The 16,125-nt window shown below is 51.4% G+C and carries 15 protein-coding genes, 1 pseudogene and 1 riboswitch; of the genes and pseudogenes, 9 read left to right on the top strand and 7 right to left on the bottom strand.

Translation table 11 applies throughout. The features are described 5' to 3' along the window. Nucleotides 1-9: 9 nt before the first annotated feature. Nucleotides 10-1,173, bottom strand: coding sequence for a glycine cleavage system aminomethyltransferase GcvT (gene gcvT, locus RAL90_RS10795; RefSeq protein ID WP_306250478.1), 1,164 nt, complete (start codon nt 1,171-1,173; stop codon nt 10-12). 131 nt (nt 1,174-1,304) lie between these two features. Then, a riboswitch (glycine riboswitch) is annotated at nt 1,305-1,400 on the bottom strand. A gap of 111 nt (nt 1,401-1,511) precedes the next feature. Here gcvT and RAL90_RS10800 point away from each other — a divergent pair. The 3 genes from RAL90_RS10800 to greA all read left to right on the top strand — a co-directional run bounded on the left by RAL90_RS10800 (nt 1,512) and on the right by greA (nt 6,159). Continuing rightward, nucleotides 1,512-2,186 carry an MBL fold metallo-hydrolase gene (locus RAL90_RS10800; protein ID WP_306250480.1) on the top strand — a complete coding sequence of 225 codons (675 nt, stop codon included), beginning with the start codon at nt 1,512-1,514 and terminating at the stop codon, nt 2,184-2,186. Between the two features lie 92 nt (nt 2,187-2,278). Next, nucleotides 2,279-5,578, top strand: coding sequence for a carbamoyl-phosphate synthase large subunit (gene carB / locus RAL90_RS10805; RefSeq protein ID WP_306250481.1), 3,300 nt, complete (start codon nt 2,279-2,281; stop codon nt 5,576-5,578). Between the two features lie 107 nt (nt 5,579-5,685). Continuing rightward, the gene (gene greA / locus RAL90_RS10810; protein ID WP_306250483.1) at nt 5,686-6,159 is read left to right on the top strand and encodes a transcription elongation factor GreA; all 474 of its coding nucleotides are present in this window, start codon (nt 5,686-5,688) and stop codon (nt 6,157-6,159) included. A gap of 15 nt (nt 6,160-6,174) precedes the next feature. Here greA and RAL90_RS10815 read toward each other — a convergent pair whose 3' ends face one another. Then, nucleotides 6,175-6,651: a M23 family metallopeptidase gene (locus RAL90_RS10815; RefSeq protein WP_306250485.1), complete on the bottom strand. Its 477-nt coding sequence runs from the start codon at nt 6,649-6,651 to the stop codon at nt 6,175-6,177. 144 nt (nt 6,652-6,795) lie between these two features. On the opposite strand from RAL90_RS10815, the pseudogene RAL90_RS16360 reads away from it, so the two are divergent. Together RAL90_RS16360 and trxB are read left to right on the top strand one after the other, a co-directional pair. Beyond that, nucleotides 6,796-7,734: pseudogene (locus tag RAL90_RS16360) on the top strand (mitochondrial fission ELM1 family protein); the annotation flags it as partial. A 102-nt stretch (nt 7,735-7,836) separates the two neighbouring features. Continuing rightward, the gene (gene trxB, locus RAL90_RS16365) at nt 7,837-8,793 is read left to right on the top strand and encodes a thioredoxin-disulfide reductase (RefSeq protein ID WP_372340470.1); all 957 of its coding nucleotides are present in this window, start codon (nt 7,837-7,839) and stop codon (nt 8,791-8,793) included. On the opposite strand, the gene RAL90_RS10825 is transcribed toward trxB, so the two are convergent. Both RAL90_RS10825 and RAL90_RS10830 read right to left on the bottom strand, forming a co-directional pair. Then, complete coding sequence (locus RAL90_RS10825; protein ID WP_306250489.1) at nt 8,794-9,267, bottom strand: hypothetical protein; 474 nt, start codon at nt 9,265-9,267, stop codon at nt 8,794-8,796. A gap of 51 nt (nt 9,268-9,318) precedes the next feature. Beyond that, nucleotides 9,319-9,747 carry a MarR family winged helix-turn-helix transcriptional regulator gene (locus RAL90_RS10830; RefSeq protein WP_306250492.1) on the bottom strand — a complete coding sequence of 143 codons (429 nt, stop codon included), beginning with the start codon at nt 9,745-9,747 and terminating at the stop codon, nt 9,319-9,321. An 86-nt stretch (nt 9,748-9,833) separates the two neighbouring features. On the opposite strand from RAL90_RS10830, the gene hppD reads away from it, so the two are divergent. From hppD to RAL90_RS10845, 3 genes are read left to right on the top strand one after another with little or no spacing between them, the layout of a single operon-like run. Further along, on the top strand, nt 9,834-10,928 hold the full coding sequence (gene hppD, locus RAL90_RS10835; RefSeq protein ID WP_306250494.1) for a 4-hydroxyphenylpyruvate dioxygenase: 1,095 nt from the start codon (nt 9,834-9,836) through the stop codon (nt 10,926-10,928). After that, nucleotides 10,925-11,476 carry a VOC family protein gene (locus tag RAL90_RS10840; protein ID WP_306250496.1) on the top strand — a complete coding sequence of 184 codons (552 nt, stop codon included), beginning with the start codon at nt 10,925-10,927 and terminating at the stop codon, nt 11,474-11,476. The genes hppD and RAL90_RS10840 overlap by 4 nt, the downstream gene beginning before the upstream one ends. 26 nt (nt 11,477-11,502) lie before the next feature. Next, nucleotides 11,503-12,519 carry a fumarylacetoacetate hydrolase family protein gene (locus tag RAL90_RS10845; RefSeq protein ID WP_306250498.1) on the top strand — a complete coding sequence of 339 codons (1,017 nt, stop codon included), beginning with the start codon at nt 11,503-11,505 and terminating at the stop codon, nt 12,517-12,519. Between the two features lie 40 nt (nt 12,520-12,559). On the opposite strand, the gene RAL90_RS10850 is transcribed toward RAL90_RS10845, so the two are convergent. Further along, a complete protein-coding gene (locus RAL90_RS10850) occupies nt 12,560-13,033 on the bottom strand; it encodes a hypothetical protein (RefSeq protein WP_306250499.1) in 474 nt (157 codons plus the stop codon). Between the two features lie 2 nt (nt 13,034-13,035). After that, on the bottom strand, nt 13,036-14,415 hold the full coding sequence (locus tag RAL90_RS10855) for a hypothetical protein (protein ID WP_306250501.1): 1,380 nt from the start codon (nt 14,413-14,415) through the stop codon (nt 13,036-13,038). Nucleotides 14,416-14,556: 141 nt separating this feature from the next. Between RAL90_RS10855 and RAL90_RS10860 the strand changes: the two genes are divergently transcribed. Then, complete coding sequence (locus RAL90_RS10860; RefSeq protein WP_306250503.1) at nt 14,557-15,114, top strand: hypothetical protein; 558 nt, start codon at nt 14,557-14,559, stop codon at nt 15,112-15,114. A gap of 9 nt (nt 15,115-15,123) precedes the next feature. Here RAL90_RS10860 and RAL90_RS10865 read toward each other — a convergent pair. Then, nucleotides 15,124-15,887 (bottom strand): IS5 family transposase gene (locus tag RAL90_RS10865; RefSeq protein ID WP_306250504.1). Its coding sequence is split into 2 segments (ribosomal slippage): nt 15,124-15,554 and nt 15,554-15,887, totalling 765 coding nucleotides; the frame shifts between segments, so codons are not numbered across the junction. Nucleotides 15,888-16,125: the final 238 nt, after the last annotated feature.

Here is a 16,125-nt window from a genome sequence, read left to right on the forward strand (position 1 = left end):
TCGCTTCCCTTACTTACCTCGATAATAACGCTGGGGGACAAAGGGCATTTCTGCCACTTCGGCAGGTACTGCCTTGCCACGGATCATCAACTGCACCGCCGCCCCAACATCAGCATGGTCAATATCCACATACCCCATGGCAACTGGCGCTTCAAAGGTAGGCCCAAAACCACCTGATGTGATTTCACCGATCCTGACGCCATCCATGTTTTGAATTTCTGTCCCCTCACGCGCTGGCGCGCGGCCAGAGGGTTTGATCCCCACACGCATTTTTTCCGGCTTTGCTGAGAGTTGTGAGAGAATGCGGTCTGCGCCGGGGAAGCCCCCTTCGGCGCGCCGCCGTTTGCCAAGCGCAAATGTGAGATTTGCCTCTACGGGGGTTTCTTTTGCAGTCATGTCATGGCCGTAAAGACACAGACCGGCTTCCAGCCGCAGGCTGTCCCGCGCGCCAAGTCCAATCGCTTCAACATCTTGATGCGCCAAAAGTTTGCGCGCGACAGCCTCTGCCTGATGATCGTGTACGGATATTTCAAAACCGTCCTCACCCGTATACCCGCAGCGACTGATGAAAAACCAGATGTCATCCATCTGGGCAACATTTGCTGACATGAAGGGCATTTCCGCCACATCAACGCCAAGCGAGACAAGAATATCTGCTGCCTTGGGCCCCTGCAGCGCCAAAAGAGCAAGATCGGTTTTGACATCAAGCTCGGCCCGGTCGCCAAGTTTCTCTTTCAGCAGTGCAAAATCCTGCTCTTTCACGGCAGCATTCACCACCAGATATAGCCAGCCCTGATAATTATCGCCGGGCATATGGGTGATCATCAAATCGTCTTCTATGCCGCCCATATCGTTCAGCAGCAGGGAGTAACGAATCCGGCCTTCCTTGAGTTTGGCAATTTCACCCGGCACAAGCGTTTCGATGGCCGCGGCTACTTTCTTATGTGCTTCAGCGCTTCCATGCTCGACTTCCCGGGTTTTCAGGAAGCACTGCCCCATATGCGATACATCAAAAAGGCCAGCCTTCTCGCGCACATGCAGATGCTCTTTCATGACACCAAGCGGGTACTGCACGGGCATTTCATAGCCTGCAAAGGGTACCATCCTGCCGCCCAACTCCACATGAAGGTCATGCAGGGGCAGTTTTTTCAAATCTGTCTTTTCTTCAGACATACAGCCTCACCTCTGGGTTGCGCCTCTAATCGCGCTGCCCCGGCTGTCGGTGAGACCTGAGAGTTTCCGCCAGACCTGACACAGGTCCGCTTGCTCCGTCGGTAGGGCTTCAAGCCCTTTTCCAGCCTTCAGTATGTTTCACGGTCCCTGGTGCCTGAGAGATTCCGGGGCGGTTGCTCCTTCGGCGCCGCACAAATATGTCGTGCGAACTCTCCCGTGAGAACATTCACTCTGACGAGTCGTTCAAGAATAGCATATATAGATCAGCAAAAGCGAGTCTTCCAATCGCCGCTGACAGACTACTTGGAAAAGTTGCTGGCAGCTTTTATGTGAGCCCCATGACCGATACGCAAACACCACCGTTCCAGATACAAATTGTGCCCGTCACGGCATTCCAGCAAAATTGTTCGATTATTCGTGCCGCCTCCGGCAAAGCTGCGATTGTTGATCCCGGTGGTGAGCCGGAAAAATTGCTTTCTGCGGCCGAACAGATGGACGCTACCATAGAGAAAATATGGCTGACTCACGGGCATCTTGATCATGCCGGTGCCACGATGGACCTCAAGGAGCGCACAGGGGCTACCATTGAAGGGCCAGCCAAACCAGAAACTTTCTGGCTCGATCAGATCGAGACGTTCGCGGCCCAGTATGGGTTCCCGGGCGACAATCGCAACGTCACCCCTGATCGCTGGCTGGAAGATGGCGATATTGTTGAACTTGATGGCAATGAATTCGGCGTGGTGACAACACCCGGCCATACGCCTGGCCATGTTGTTTTCTACAACCAGTCGGTGAAAATCGCCCTGGTCGGGGATGTCATCTTTCAAGGCTCCATCGGACGCACGGACTTTCCCATGAGTGATCCGCCGGCACTGATCCGCTCCATTGTGGAAAAACTCTGGCCGCTTGGCGACGACATGCGCTTCGTGCCGGGCCACGGCCCAATGTCCACTTTCGGGGCCGAGCGAAAGAGCAATCCTTTTGTCGCAGATCATGTTCTTGCTGGCAGTTAAAGCCTGGTATCTGTCATCAGCGTTATTAGCGCTTGAAGACTCGCCTGTGGCTGACTAAACCTGCCGCAATTTGCGCGAAATCAGGTCAATTCATGCCCAGAAGAACAGACATTTCCTCCATCCTCATTATCGGGGCCGGTCCTATTGTGATCGGTCAAGCCTGCGAGTTCGATTATTCCGGCGTTCAGGCCTGCAAGGCTCTCAAGGCGGAAGGATACCGGATCATTCTCGTCAACTCCAACCCGGCGACGATCATGACAGACCCGGAACTGGCTGATGCAACTTATGTGGAGCCTATTACACCGGAGTTTGTGGAGAAAATCATTGCACGCGAACGCCCGGATGCCGTGCTGCCCACCATGGGCGGGCAGACCGCCCTGAATTGTGCGCTGGACCTTGAGCAAGCCGGTGTTTTCGAGAAATACGGTGTGGAGATGATTGGCGCTCGGGCCGACGCAATCGACAAGGCAGAGAATCGAGAACGCTTTCGCAAGGCAATGGACTCCATCGGTCTCGAAAATCCGCGTGCCACGACGGTTTCCGCCAGACCGGTGCTTGATGAAAACGGTACTGTCACCGGCTATGACCGGGCTGGTGCTGTGGCGGAAGCCATTCGCTATATTGATGAAATTGGCCTTCCGGCCATTATCCGGCCCGCCTTTACACTTGGTGGCACCGGCGGCGGCGTGGCCTATAACAGGGAAGAGTACGAGCATATTATCCGTGCCGGGATCGATGCTTCTCCAGTCGGACAGATCCTGATCGATGAAAGTCTGCTCGGGTGGAAAGAATATGAGATGGAGGTTGTTCGCGACAAGGCGGATAACTGCATCATCGTATGTTCAATCGAAAATGTTGATCCGATGGGCGTGCACACCGGCGATTCAATCACCGTCGCACCAGCAATGACACTGACGGACAAAGAATATCAGATCATGCGCAACGCCTCTATTGCCGTATTGCGCGAAATTGGTGTTGAGACCGGCGGGTCAAATGTACAATTCGCGGTGAACCCTGAAGATGGCAGGTTGGTCGTCATCGAGATGAACCCGCGCGTATCTCGCTCGTCAGCGCTTGCCTCCAAGGCAACCGGCTTTCCGATTGCCAAAATCGCTGCAAAGCTGGCTGTCGGGTACACGCTGGATGAGCTGGACAATGATATAACAGGTGCAACGCCAGCAAGCTTTGAGCCATCCATTGACTATGTTGTCACTAAAATTCCGCGCTTCACCTTCGAGAAGTTTCCCGGCGCCAAGCCGCTCCTGACTACCGCGATGAAATCGGTTGGCGAAGCCATGGCCATTGGCCGCACCTTTCAGGAATCCCTGCAAAAAGCGCTGCGCTCCCTTGAAACAGGCTTATGCGGCCTTGACCCTATCGCCATTGAAGGCATCGGCGGCGATGATGACGTAAACGCTGTACGTGCGGCCCTTGCAGCCCCCACGCCCGAGCGTCTGAGAGTGACGGCTGAAGCCTTCCGCCTTGGCTTGCCGATAGAACAGGTCCGGATCATCACTAATTATGACCCATGGTTTCTCGACCAGATCCAGGGGATTGTTGATGCAGAGGAGCGCGTTGCGTTACGCGGTTTACCGACAGACGCGCAAAGCCTGCGACAGCTAAAAGCCATGGGCTTTTCTGATAAACGTCTTGCACAATTATGCGATGGCACCGAGGAGGATGTACGCCAGCACCGACACAATCTGGACGTTCACCCTGTCTACAAGAGAATTGATACCTGTGCGGCAGAGTTTGCTGCAAAAACACCTTACATGTATTCGACCTATGAGCCCGTCAGCGGGGAGCATGCATTATGTGAGAGCCAACCGGAAGAGACGCGCAAGGCGATCATCCTTGGGGGCGGTCCAAACCGGATTGGGCAAGGCATAGAATTTGATTATTGCTGCTGCCATGCCGCATTTGCACTTGCTGATGCAGGCATAGACTCGATTATGGTCAACTGTAACCCGGAAACGGTGTCTACAGATTATGATACATCCGACAGGCTGTATTTTGAACCTCTGACAGAAGAAGACGTTTTAGAATTGATCCATGTGGAGCAGAAGAAAGGCACCCTGGAAGGTGTTATTGTACAGTATGGAGGGCAGACCCCACTCAAACTGGCCGCGGGGCTGGATCGTGCTGGCGTGCCCATTCTGGGTACGAGCGTAGACGCAATCGACCTCGCTGAGGACAGAGAACAATTCAAGACGCTTGTGCAATCTCTGGGACTGAACCAGCCCAAAAACGCCACCGCTGGCGACAGGACCATCGCGACAGAAATAGCGGCTGAGGTTGGATATCCTCTTGTGACGCGCCCCTCCTTCGTTTTAGGCGGGCGGGCCATGGAGATTGTACGCGGGCCTGTTGATCTGGAACGCTATCTGAAAAATGCAGATATCGAGATTACCCCCAAGCTGCCATTGTTGCTGGATCAGTATCTTCAGAATGCTGTTGAAGTTGATGTGGACGCGCTCTCTGATGGGCAGGATGTGATCATCGCCGGGGTCATGGAGCATATTGAAGAAGCTGGCGTGCATTCAGGCGACAGTGCCTGCTCACTACCCCCCTATACGCTCAGTGATGAGACGATTGAAGAGCTGAAACGTCAAACAAAAGAACTTGCCAAAGCACTTGGGGTGGTCGGATTGATGAATGTTCAGTATGCGATCAAGGGTGAAACAATCTATATCCTCGAAGTAAACCCACGCGCGTCACGCACCGTACCATTTGTCGCGAAAGCCATTGGCCTACCGGTTGCCCGTATTGGCGCCCGCTTGATGGCAGGCGCAAAGCTCAGCGAATTCGTCATCAAAGAGCAGACCTATAAACACGTCGCCGTGAAAGAAGTCGTCTTCCCATTCTCGAAATTTCCCGGCGTGGACACTGTACTAGGCCCGGAAATGCGCTCCACAGGCGAAGTGATGGGAATAGACCGCGATTTCGATCGCGCCAGAGCCAAAAGCATGATTGGTGCCGGCGTAAAAACACCTCTGGAAGGCTGCGTGTTTGTCTCCGTAAAAGATTCTGACAAACATATGCTGATCGAGCCTGCCCAGCGACTGATCGATCTTGGATACACCCTGATTGCAACAGGCGGCACACAAGACTTCCTCAGTGAACAGGGGTTGGCGGTAAAGCGCGTCAATAAAGTGCTGGAAGGGCGGCCGCATATCGTCGATGCTCTTAAGAACGGCGAAGTCCAGATGATTTTTAACACGACGGAAACAGCGCAATCCGTTTCGGATTCACGCTCCATCAGAACGACAGCCCTGCAGCAGAAAATTCCCTGCATCACGACAATGTCTGGCGCCCGTGCGACCGTGCGTGCCTTGGAAGTTCTGCAAAAAGAGGTACTTGAAGTTTTGCCCCTGCAGGCTTATTATCAGTGATCCTGATTACAAGAGAAGTTCAAGCCCGCATCGTTGATGCGGGTATTTGTGTTCGTTTCACCGGACACGCAAAAAAATGACACACCAGACGAGAGAAAGCAGCAGACATGGATAAATTCCCTATCACCAAGCAGGGATACGAAAAACTTGAAGCAGATATCAAGCATCTGAAGTCTGTCGAGCGCCCTGCAATTATTGAAGCCATAGCTGAAGCGCGGGCGCATGGTGATCTTTCAGAGAACGCTGAGTACCATTCCGCCAAGGAGCGTCAGGGCTGGATTGAAGGCCAGATCATGGAGCTTGAGGACAAGTATACCCGTGCGCAGGTCATCGATGTCACCAAACTTTCAGGGGAAAAAGTGGTTTTTGGCGCTACAGTCACAATCGCCGATGAGGATACAGACGAGGAGAAGACCTACCAGATCGTCAGCGACTTCGAAGCTGATCTCGACATGGGCAGGATTTCCATATCCTCACCGATTGCCCGCGCGCTAATCGGTAAGGAAGAAGGCGATAGCGCGGAAGTTGCTGCGCCAGGCGGGTCACGTTCATACGAAGTTATTGGCGTGGCATTCAAATAGGGTAAGCAAAATTCCTCAGTACAGGAATTTTTCCGGGTCAATGGGTTGTCCTTTATCCCGTATTTCGAAGTGCAGATGCGGACCGGTGGCATTGCCTGTCTGCCCGACCAGACCGATCGTCGAGCCGGCAGAAACCATCGCTCCTTCAGAGACAAAAAACTCAGACAGGTGTGCATACCGCGTCTGCCAGTCCTCACTATGGTCGATAATGATGATGTTCCCATAGCCACTCTGGCGGCCAACAACGCGGACATGCCCTGACGCAGCCGCCCTGACAGGCGTCCCGGTCGGCGCGGGGATGTCTATGCCATGATGAATACGCCCCCCCTGCCCGCCAAGTCTGTCTTTGGTAAGGGAAAACCCTGAATAGACTTTACCGTCAACCGGTGTTGAAAATTTAGGCGCGACAGCATTGCTGTCAGTGCTCGCACAGCCCGCCATAGCAAGGATAATCAACGCTGAAACAAGACTAGTTTTGATCGTTTTACACATACGCCCCAGATTAACAGACAAGGGTAAACCCGCTTTCAAAGCTATCGCTAAAATTTGGCCAAGACCAGCATTTGCTGATAAGCAGCCCGAATGCAAAATGATGCCAAAAAAAAATGCTGGGTCATCAGTGATGGTCGCGCCGGTATGGAGAACCAGGCACTCGGGCTTGCCGAAGCGATAGGGCGCACCTTTCCGCTGGAAATTTGCATCAAGCGCATTGACGTGAAATGGCCATGGAAATTTCTGCCTGCCTGGACATGGGGACAAAATCCTTTTGGCAAGGTGGCATCTGTAACAGACCAGAATGGCGATGACGCTGAATTTGCGAACACGGCTGTTGCTGATACGATGCCTGATCTCTGGATAGCGTGCGGCCGGCTGACCATCCCCCTGTCCATTGCCGCCAAAAGATCAGGACACAGCTTTGTCGTCCAGACACAGGATCCACGTCATCCGGCCAGAAACTTTGACCTTGTCGTCCCTCCCTATCACGATGCATTGGATGCGGAGAATGTATTTCCCATACATGGCGCGCCGAACCGGCTTGATAGCGCAAAAATCACTGCCGAAGCAGAACAGCTACGCACCCTGTTATCCCTGGAAGATCGGCCGGTTATTTCTGTTCTTATCGGTGGTGACAGCAAGGCATATCGGCTCGACAGAAAACATCTCAATAATATCATCGACACGATCGAACGATTGTCGGAAAATGGGTCAACCATTCTGGTCACGACATCGCGCCGCACAGGCGCAGCAAATATACGCCAGCTTCGATTACGGCTTGAGGGGAAAAACATTTTCCTATGGGACGGCACTCCGCTCGGCCATCTGGCCAATCCATATTTCGCTTTCCTCGGGATCGCCGACCATATTCTGGTTACAGAAGAAAGCACTAACATGATCACCGATGCAGCTTTCACTGGCAAACCAGTCTCACTTCTGCCAATGTCAGGTGGCAGTGAAAAATTTGCGCGCTTTCATCGCGACCTTCAGGAGAAAGAGATTGTCAGGCTCGTGTCTCTTCCGCTGGAAAGCTGGACCTATGAACCTTTACGCGAAACAGATCGCGCCGCGCGCGAAATCGTGAGCCGATGGTTGGGGAATGACATGCTGCCCCCTCTTGAACCGGCATCAGCAAGCAGTACATATGCGCCTTCAGAAAAACAGAACGAAAGTTCAGCCATCATGTCAGACAATGCCGCAAGCAAACACGCCAAAGTCCTTATCATCGGCTCAGGGGCTGCCGGGTACACAGCAGCCATTTATGCCGCCCGCGCCATGCTTGAGCCTGTGCTGATCAAAGGTCTGCAACCCGGCGGGCAGCTGACAATCACCACAGACGTGGAAAACTACCCCGGATTTGCTGATGTGATACAGGGACCATGGTTGATGGAGCAGATGGAAAAGCAGGCACTGCATGTCGGCACGGAGATGATATCTGACATTATAACTGACGTGGACTTTACAGCTCGTCCTTTCCGGCTGACCGGTGACAGCGGCACCACATATACAGCCGATAGTGTCGTGATTGCGACTGGCGCTCAGGCCAAATGGCTCGGCCTGCCATCCGAACAGAAATTTCAGGGCTTCGGCGTTTCGGCCTGTGCTACCTGTGATGGATTTTTCTATCGGGGCAAGGAAGTTGCCGTTGTTGGTGGCGGCAATACAGCCGTTGAAGAAGCACTGTTCCTGACCAACTTCGCGTCAAAAGTGACTCTCATTCACCGCCGCGACAGCCTCAGGGCTGAGCGCATTTTGCAGAACAGGCTACTTAATCACGAGAAGATCGAAGTGATATGGGATAACGAAGTTGAGGAAGTTCTTGGCACGGAAGACCCCTTGGGTGTTACGGCACTGCGGCTTAAGAATTTGAAAAATGGTGAAAGAACTGAACTCCCGGTGCATGGCTTTTTCGTTGCCATTGGCCATGCCCCTGCCACGGAAGTTTTTTCAGGAAAAGTCGACATGAAACAAAACGGATATGTCATCACGGCACCTGACTCTACCGCAACCAATATCCCCGGGATTTTTGCCGCAGGTGACGTTACAGACGAAACCTACCGTCAGGCAGTAACTGCTGCAGGCATGGGATGCATGGCCGCCCTTGAAGCGGAAAAATTCATTGCAGAACAGGAAGCCTGATCACGGCGCCTGGTAGGCGTGCGCGATCATTTTGGTGCCTTCAAAAACGGCTCTGTCTTCGACGTGATACTCGTCGACAAATACGAAATCGAAGATCCGGTCTTCTTCAACATCGCGGTGAAGCATGACGATAAACATCTCACCAGAGACGGGTTCAGGATCAACTGAAATGCTGATATTCGTGTTCAGTCCGTCTTTAATGTAAGTGTGCCCAACATATATTTTGCCATTAGGCTTACCGTCCGTAAACGGATGCATCACCAGCCATCCATTCCCGTCTATCTTGACTTCCGGGAAAATGAACGTTGAGCCGTTGCGCGTCGCACCTTTTGTCTTGATCCAGTTATCGCTGCCATCGCCCATCGTTATTTCAGCTCTTGTGGGGGATGGTTCAGCTACCGTTACGGACTCTGATATAGATGTGCAGGCAGACAACATCGCAACCATGAAGCATGTAAGTAATGTGTTCTTCATATCCAGGCACTCCCCTTTTTGAGAGTAGCATGAAGGGCAATCTCAGCCTTGTCAAAATGTGGTAGATAACTTTTGCAGCATGATCACAAATGCGTCGCGCTCCTCCCGCGACAGGCCCTCTTCAAGCCTTGAAGCAAAATTCTGTACCTGCCCTGAAATGCTTGAATACAGACGCTCCCCCTTTTCAGAAAGGTGCAAGTGACCAATGCGGCCATCTGTATGAGACGATTTTCTCAAAACAAGCCCCTGATCGATCAGGGACTTAACCGCCCTGCTGACGATACCTTTATCCATGGGCGTGACAGAAACAATACGCTGTGCACTTGCCCCGGGTTGATCCGCAATAGCTGCCATAACCCTCCATTGAGAGAGGTTGAGATTGCTCTGCTCTCGCGCAATGACAGATGTTCTCTGGGAAATCTGGTCCGCCAGCAATACCAGCTGATACGGCAAAAAGGTCTCAAGTTTGATGGCTTCCATAATACACTTGACAGCAAGGGGAACAATAATTAGTTGTTATCACAACTTGTTTGAATTGCAACAAAATTTATCCTTGGGAGAATATCATGGCTGACCTTTTCGAAAATCCGGCAGGCCTTGACGGGTTTGAGTTCATTGAATTTTCGAGCCCCGAGAAAGGTATTCTCGAGGGTGTGTTTGAATCCATGGGCTTTACAGAAGTTGCACGCCATCGCTCCAAGGATGTGACGTTATGGCGCCAGGGCGGCATAAATCTGATCACAAACTACGAGCCACGTTCTGCTGCATGGTTCTTTTCCAGAGAGCACGGCCCCTCGGCCTGCGGTATGGGATTCAGGGTTCGCGATGCAAAGCAGGCTTACGACTATCTGATCAAGCAAGGTGCAGAGCCAGTTGAGGTTAAGACAGGGCCGATGGAACTGTGTCTTCCTGCCATTCGCGGTATCGGTAACGCAATCATCTATCTGATCGATCGTTATACTGATAATGGCCCAGACATTTATGACATAGATTTTGAGTATCTCGAAGGGGTTGAGCGCCAGCCAAAAGGAGCGGGTTTCAACGTCATCGATCACCTTACACACAATGTATATACAGGCCGCATGGCGTACTGGGCCGACTTCTATGAGAAGTTGTTCAACTTCAAGGAAATCCGGTTTTTCGACATCAAAGGTGAATATACCGGCCTCACATCAAAAGCCCTGACAGCACCTGATGGAAAAATCCGTATCCCGCTGAACGAAGAAGGTGAAGGCGGGAAAGGCCAGATCGAGGAATTCCTGCGTGACTTCAATGGCGAAGGCATACAGCATATCGCGTTCTCTTGTGATGATCTTGTGGCCTGCTGGGACAACCTCAAGGCATGCGGCATTCCTTTCATGACAGCCCCGCCGGAAACATATTACGAAATGCTGTCCGAGCGGCTGCCAGATCACGGCGAAGATACTGACGCCTTGAAATCCCGTGGCATCCTGCTGGACGGTACAACGGAAGGCGGAAAGCCCCGTCTGTTGTTGCAGATTTTCTCTGAAACACAGCTCGGTCCGGTTTTCTTCGAATTTATTCAGCGCAAGGGCGATGACGGATTTGGCGAAGGCAACTTCAAAGCCCTGTTCGAGTCCATAGAGCGCGACCAGATCAATCGCGGCGTTTTGAGCGTTGAAGAAAAGGCCGCATCATGACCCTGCCAAAGCTTGATGGTTTTCACCACGTTGCCTATCGGTGCAAGGATGCGAGGGAGACTGTCGAATTCTACGAAAAAGCGCTTGGCGCGGAATTCGACATTGCCTTTGCTGAGGACCATGTGCCTTCTACTGGCGCCTATGATCCGTATATGCATGTTTTCCTGAAAGTCGGGAACAATAATGTCCTCGCATTTTTTGAATTACCGCAGCAGCCTGAAATGGGCCGGGATCTGAACACGCCTGAATGGGTGCAGCACATCGCACTGCGCACAGCATCTCTTGATGACCTGCTGACCATGAAGAAACATCTGGAAGCGATGGGCCTGGACGTGCTTGGGCCAACCAATCACGGGATATTCAAGTCCATCTACTTTTTTGATCCGAACGGGCATCGTTTGGAGGTTGCAGCTGATACTGGTACTGAGGATCAGTTAACAGAATTGAACCGGGTCGCGGGCGACATGCTGGAAGAATGGTCGAGAACCAAGAAAGCCCCACAGCATGCAGCATGGCTGCATGAAGCAGCCCGCGAAGATCATGACTAAACGACACGCCTGGATGATATAACCCAATGAAGCTTTCCACACTGAAAAATGATACACGAGACGGCGCCCTGTATGTTATCTCGACCGATTTAACCCGCTGCCTTGCTGCTGACCACGTCGCCGGGACGATGCAGCAGGCTCTTGATAACTGGCAGGACGCAGTACCTGAATTGCAGAAACTTGCCGACAAACTCAACGGTAATCCTTCAGAAGGCGAGAAGTTTGAGCAGGACAGATGCCACTCTCCTCTTCCGCGTGCGTTTCAATGGGCTGATGGCTCCGCTTATGTGAACCACGTTGAACTCGTGCGCAAAGCCCGCGGTGCCGAAATGCCAGCCTCTTTCTGGACTGACCCCTTGATGTATCAGGGCGGCTCCGATTCTTTTCTGGATCCCCGCGCAGATATTCAGATGCCTCAGGACGAAGGCTTTGGCATTGATATGGAAGGTGAAATTGCCATCATTACAGACGATGTGCCAATGGGCGTATCGGCTAAAGATGCGCTATCACATGTGAAACTTGTCATGCTGGTAAATGACGTCAGCTTGCGGGGCTTAATACCCGGTGAGTTGAGCAAAGGCTTTGGATTTTTCCAGTCGAAACCATCCAGTGCTTTCAGCCCCTGCGCGGTAACAACTGACGAACTTGGTGAAAGCTGGAAAGATGGCAAACTGCACTTGCCGCTGCTGGTAACCTACAATGGCACCGCATTTGGCAAGGCAAATGCTGGCATCGATATGACGTTTAACTTCGGCCAACTTATTGCCCACGCAGCCCGAACACGCCCCCTTGAGGCCGGTACGATCATTGGCTCTGGTACTGTTTCAAACAAACTTGAAGACGGTACACCTGGCAAACCTATCGCAGAGGGGGGAGCAGGATACTCTTGTATTGCAGAGATACGGATGATTGAGACAATCAACCATGGCCAGCCCTCGACCCCGTTCATGAGATTCGGAGACCGGGTTGAGATCGAGATGCTGAATCATACAGGACAATCCATTTTTGGCCGGATTGACCAGATCGTGGAAAAGTCTGCTTAAGCAGACTTTTTTAGAGAAGCGTACAGTATATCTTTTGAAGTTATGAAGCTTCAAAATACAGGTTCTCGTCACTGGTGGAAAAAATGAACTCCAGCTCTTCTTTTGTCAATTTATCTAGGAGCTGGATGCCATAGCCATCAAACCTGCTTGAGCGAATAATACCGTTCTTGCGAATATCTTCGAATACGATCTGTATAGAAGAATCCTTGCGACATTCGAGGTAGTGAGTTGCCGGACGGAATGTCAGTCCAAAGGGAGATACTTCTACTATGGCACCGTCCAGGGAGAAACCACGGTTAGGGAAGTTAAGGCGGGCAATCGCAAAACTTTCATGACGTTCTGCCTGACGACGATCCTTGTGACGCTTCACATCCTTTTGCAACTTCTTAGCCAGCTTGGCAGATACTTTGGTCGAGGGCGGTGTATAGCTCGCACTTGAATAAGCGACAGGGTCAACTTGTGATGTTTGTTTTTCTGCCTCTGGCGCTCTTTTTTTCAATAACCCTTCCAGCATGACTAACCTCTCGATCCGGTTGCTCGAATATCAGTAGTATGATCAGCTGCTTTAGCCCCCTCCGCAGCAGAACCTTTTTTCTGACTTCGGTATAGCGCCCCAAGCATGTTTTTGAGCTGTGCTATATTGAGCTCCTCTGAATCTTCCTTCAGTTCCTTAGACAGCTCAGCACCTTGCTGTTCTAAATCTGAGGCTGGTTCTACCGGTTGAGGCGTATGCATCTTTTTGTACATGAGGCGCAGAATCTTTGAATTCTGGTCTTCTTTCTCAGATTGTTCGGCCGCAATAAGTGCTGTTAATTCGGTCAACTCATTACGCAAATCAGTTGTATGCGAAACCTGATGAAATGCCTCAATAGATCTGGCAAGCGCCGTATGCACAACTTTACTTTGATCAGACAGTGTCCTCAAAGAGCCAGTCATTTCAGTTGTCATTTGGCGGTTATCATTTGCCTCTATAACGAGCTTATCGACTGTGCGCGTTAATTCACGGATCGCCCTGCTCTGGGCATTAGTCATGTTTACACAATGCCGGGCTGTGCGCATCAACAATGCGAGACGACGCTCCTCGATCTGTGCCGGGTAGCCTCCCGCATTATCAGCACGCTCCATGCCTTCATGAATTTCCACTGCATTCGACAACCAGTCAGAAAAATCTGATTTCAAAGCGCCGCCAGTCTTCACCAAAAGCTGCAACATAAGGCTCAGAACCAGCGATGTTACGAGACCAAACAACGAAGATGAAAAGCCCGTGGCCATCCCGCCGAGTGGCTTCTGTAGGCTTGTCATCAAACCTGCAACCACAGTCGTTGGGTCACCGGCCGTGAGATCCAGGCCACCAAGAATATCACCGACAGATGCCAGCGTAACCATGAGACCAACGAATGTACCGATCAGGCCAAGGAAAACGAGAATGCCGGAAATATAGCCAATCAGTGCGCGTACATCATTCAATCTTTCGTCAATACCTGCCAGAAGTGTCTGCATGGTTGATGCAGAGATCTGCAATTCCTTGTCTTTCAGCAACTGCTCTGAAAGCAACTGATAAGACTGGCCAAGAATGAGTGGTTTCTTGAAGACAATACCAAGCTGTCTGCATCTTGCATATTTCGCAGCCATGTGGGCATCAGGATTCTGCTCAGCTTGCCGAGTGTCATCATACATTTCCACAAGCGCATAAAATGCGTGATATTCATTTCTAAGCGTGAGCTGCGCCTGTCCCACAAGGATGACACCAAAGAGGAAAGTACCCAAAATGGTGAAGTTCAGTGGCGGATTAGCCTCAACACCACTCCTTATAAAATCAAACTGCCATACAGACATAGCAATCATGATAGCGAGGATAATAAATATCCTGGTTGATTGCACCTTCAAGCTGTTCATGATGATACCCTGCTCATTAGTCGTGTCCGTACTATTATTCTACAGCACTTAATTTAGCCTTAACCATGAACGGGCTATAAGGTTACTGACTATGCAGACCGAGCGTCTGAAAAAAGAGTTAAGTAACGGTAAAATACTCAAGTGGCACAAGCGCAGGAAGAAAATCACTGGCCAGGGTTTGTTGATGCCCTGTCAACCATCGTCATGGTGGTCACTTTTTTGCTGATTATTCTGGCGATCGCGATTTTCATCATGTCTTTGAGCATCGCAAAAGTGCCGGTGCAAGTTGGTGAACAAACACCCCCTAACATGCCCTTCAAACTGGAAATTGAAGTTGCCGACAAACCAATTTCAGATGAGGCCGATCCGCAACTATCAACCGTCAGACGAACCGAAAACGCCTTGAAGCTTGGCTTCTCAAGCCTGACGGTTGAGGTTGACGAACAGTCGAAAGGCATGGTCGCTGAGTATCTCGCTGAAAACAGCGCGACCTTACAGGACAAGTCACTCTCAATATCAAGCTACTACGACCCTAACATTACGGCCTATACGAAGGCAAAGCGGCTTGCGTATTACCGCGCCATGTCTATCCGTAATGTATTGCTGGATAATGGTTATGAAGCGCCGCAGATTAATATCCACGTCAAGGAAGCGCATGAGCAGGATTACGTAAACTCGGTCATTGTGCACACTGACTAGGCTCAGGACTCATTGATTGATCCAGAAGATTATCGTAGCTGCGATGCAGATGCTTGAGAAGTATGTGTGAGCACAGCGGTCATAGCGGGTGGCGACGCGCCGCCAGTCTTTCAGTCTTCCGAACATGATCTCGACTTTGTGGCGTTGTTTATAGAGAGTTTCGCAAAACTCCGCTGGATGACGCCGTCCTTTTCGCGGTGGGATGCAGGGCTGAATGTTTTTAGCGGTGAGAGCACTGCGAAACTCATCGCTATCGTAACCCTTGTCGCCGATCAGGGTTTTCGCGCCCTCCGGCAGTGCCGGATAGATCAGCTTTGCGCCGATATGATCGCTTGTCTGTCCAGCCGTCAGGCACATGATCAGCGGGCGTCCCATGTTATCGACAACGGCGTGAAGTTTTGAGTTCAAGCCGCCTTTTGTGCGTCCAATGTGCCTGGGAAAAGCCCCTTTTTTAAAAGGCTGGACGCGGTGCGATGGGCTTTCAAATGCGTGGCGTCAATCATCAGCGTTTCGGAAACGTCCCCTTGCGCAGACAGGTTCGAAAAGATGCGATCAAAAACGCCCAAGCGGCTCCAGCGGATAAAGCGATTGTATAAAGTCTTGTGCGGACCATATTCCTTCGGCGCATCACGCCAGCGCAAACCGTTGCGGATCACGAAGATGATCCCGGACAATACACGCCTGTCGTCAACGCGCGGAACACCATGGGATAAAGGAAAATACGGCTCAATCCGTGACAACTGCTCTTTCGATAACCAAATCAAATCGCTCATTGCAAAGCCTCCTTTGCAATCTTGAATCACCGTTCGTATCAGATCACAAGATTAATAGGTCCTGAGCCTAGGATCTTCTCCGCTCAAGCATCAATTAAACTGGCGCCTTTTCTCTGGCCTGCTTTATGAATGTGACCTGTTGCCGTCAGCACTAACGAGACGCCAGCGCCAATTTCATGCCCCAGACTTTCCTAGCATCATGCATGATGAAAAACGAGTGACCTAAAGTTCAGGTTCA

Source organism: Parvularcula sp. IMCC14364 (assembly GCF_030758415.1).
In the GTDB taxonomy this organism is placed as follows: Bacteria; Pseudomonadota; Alphaproteobacteria; order Caulobacterales; family Parvularculaceae; genus Aquisalinus.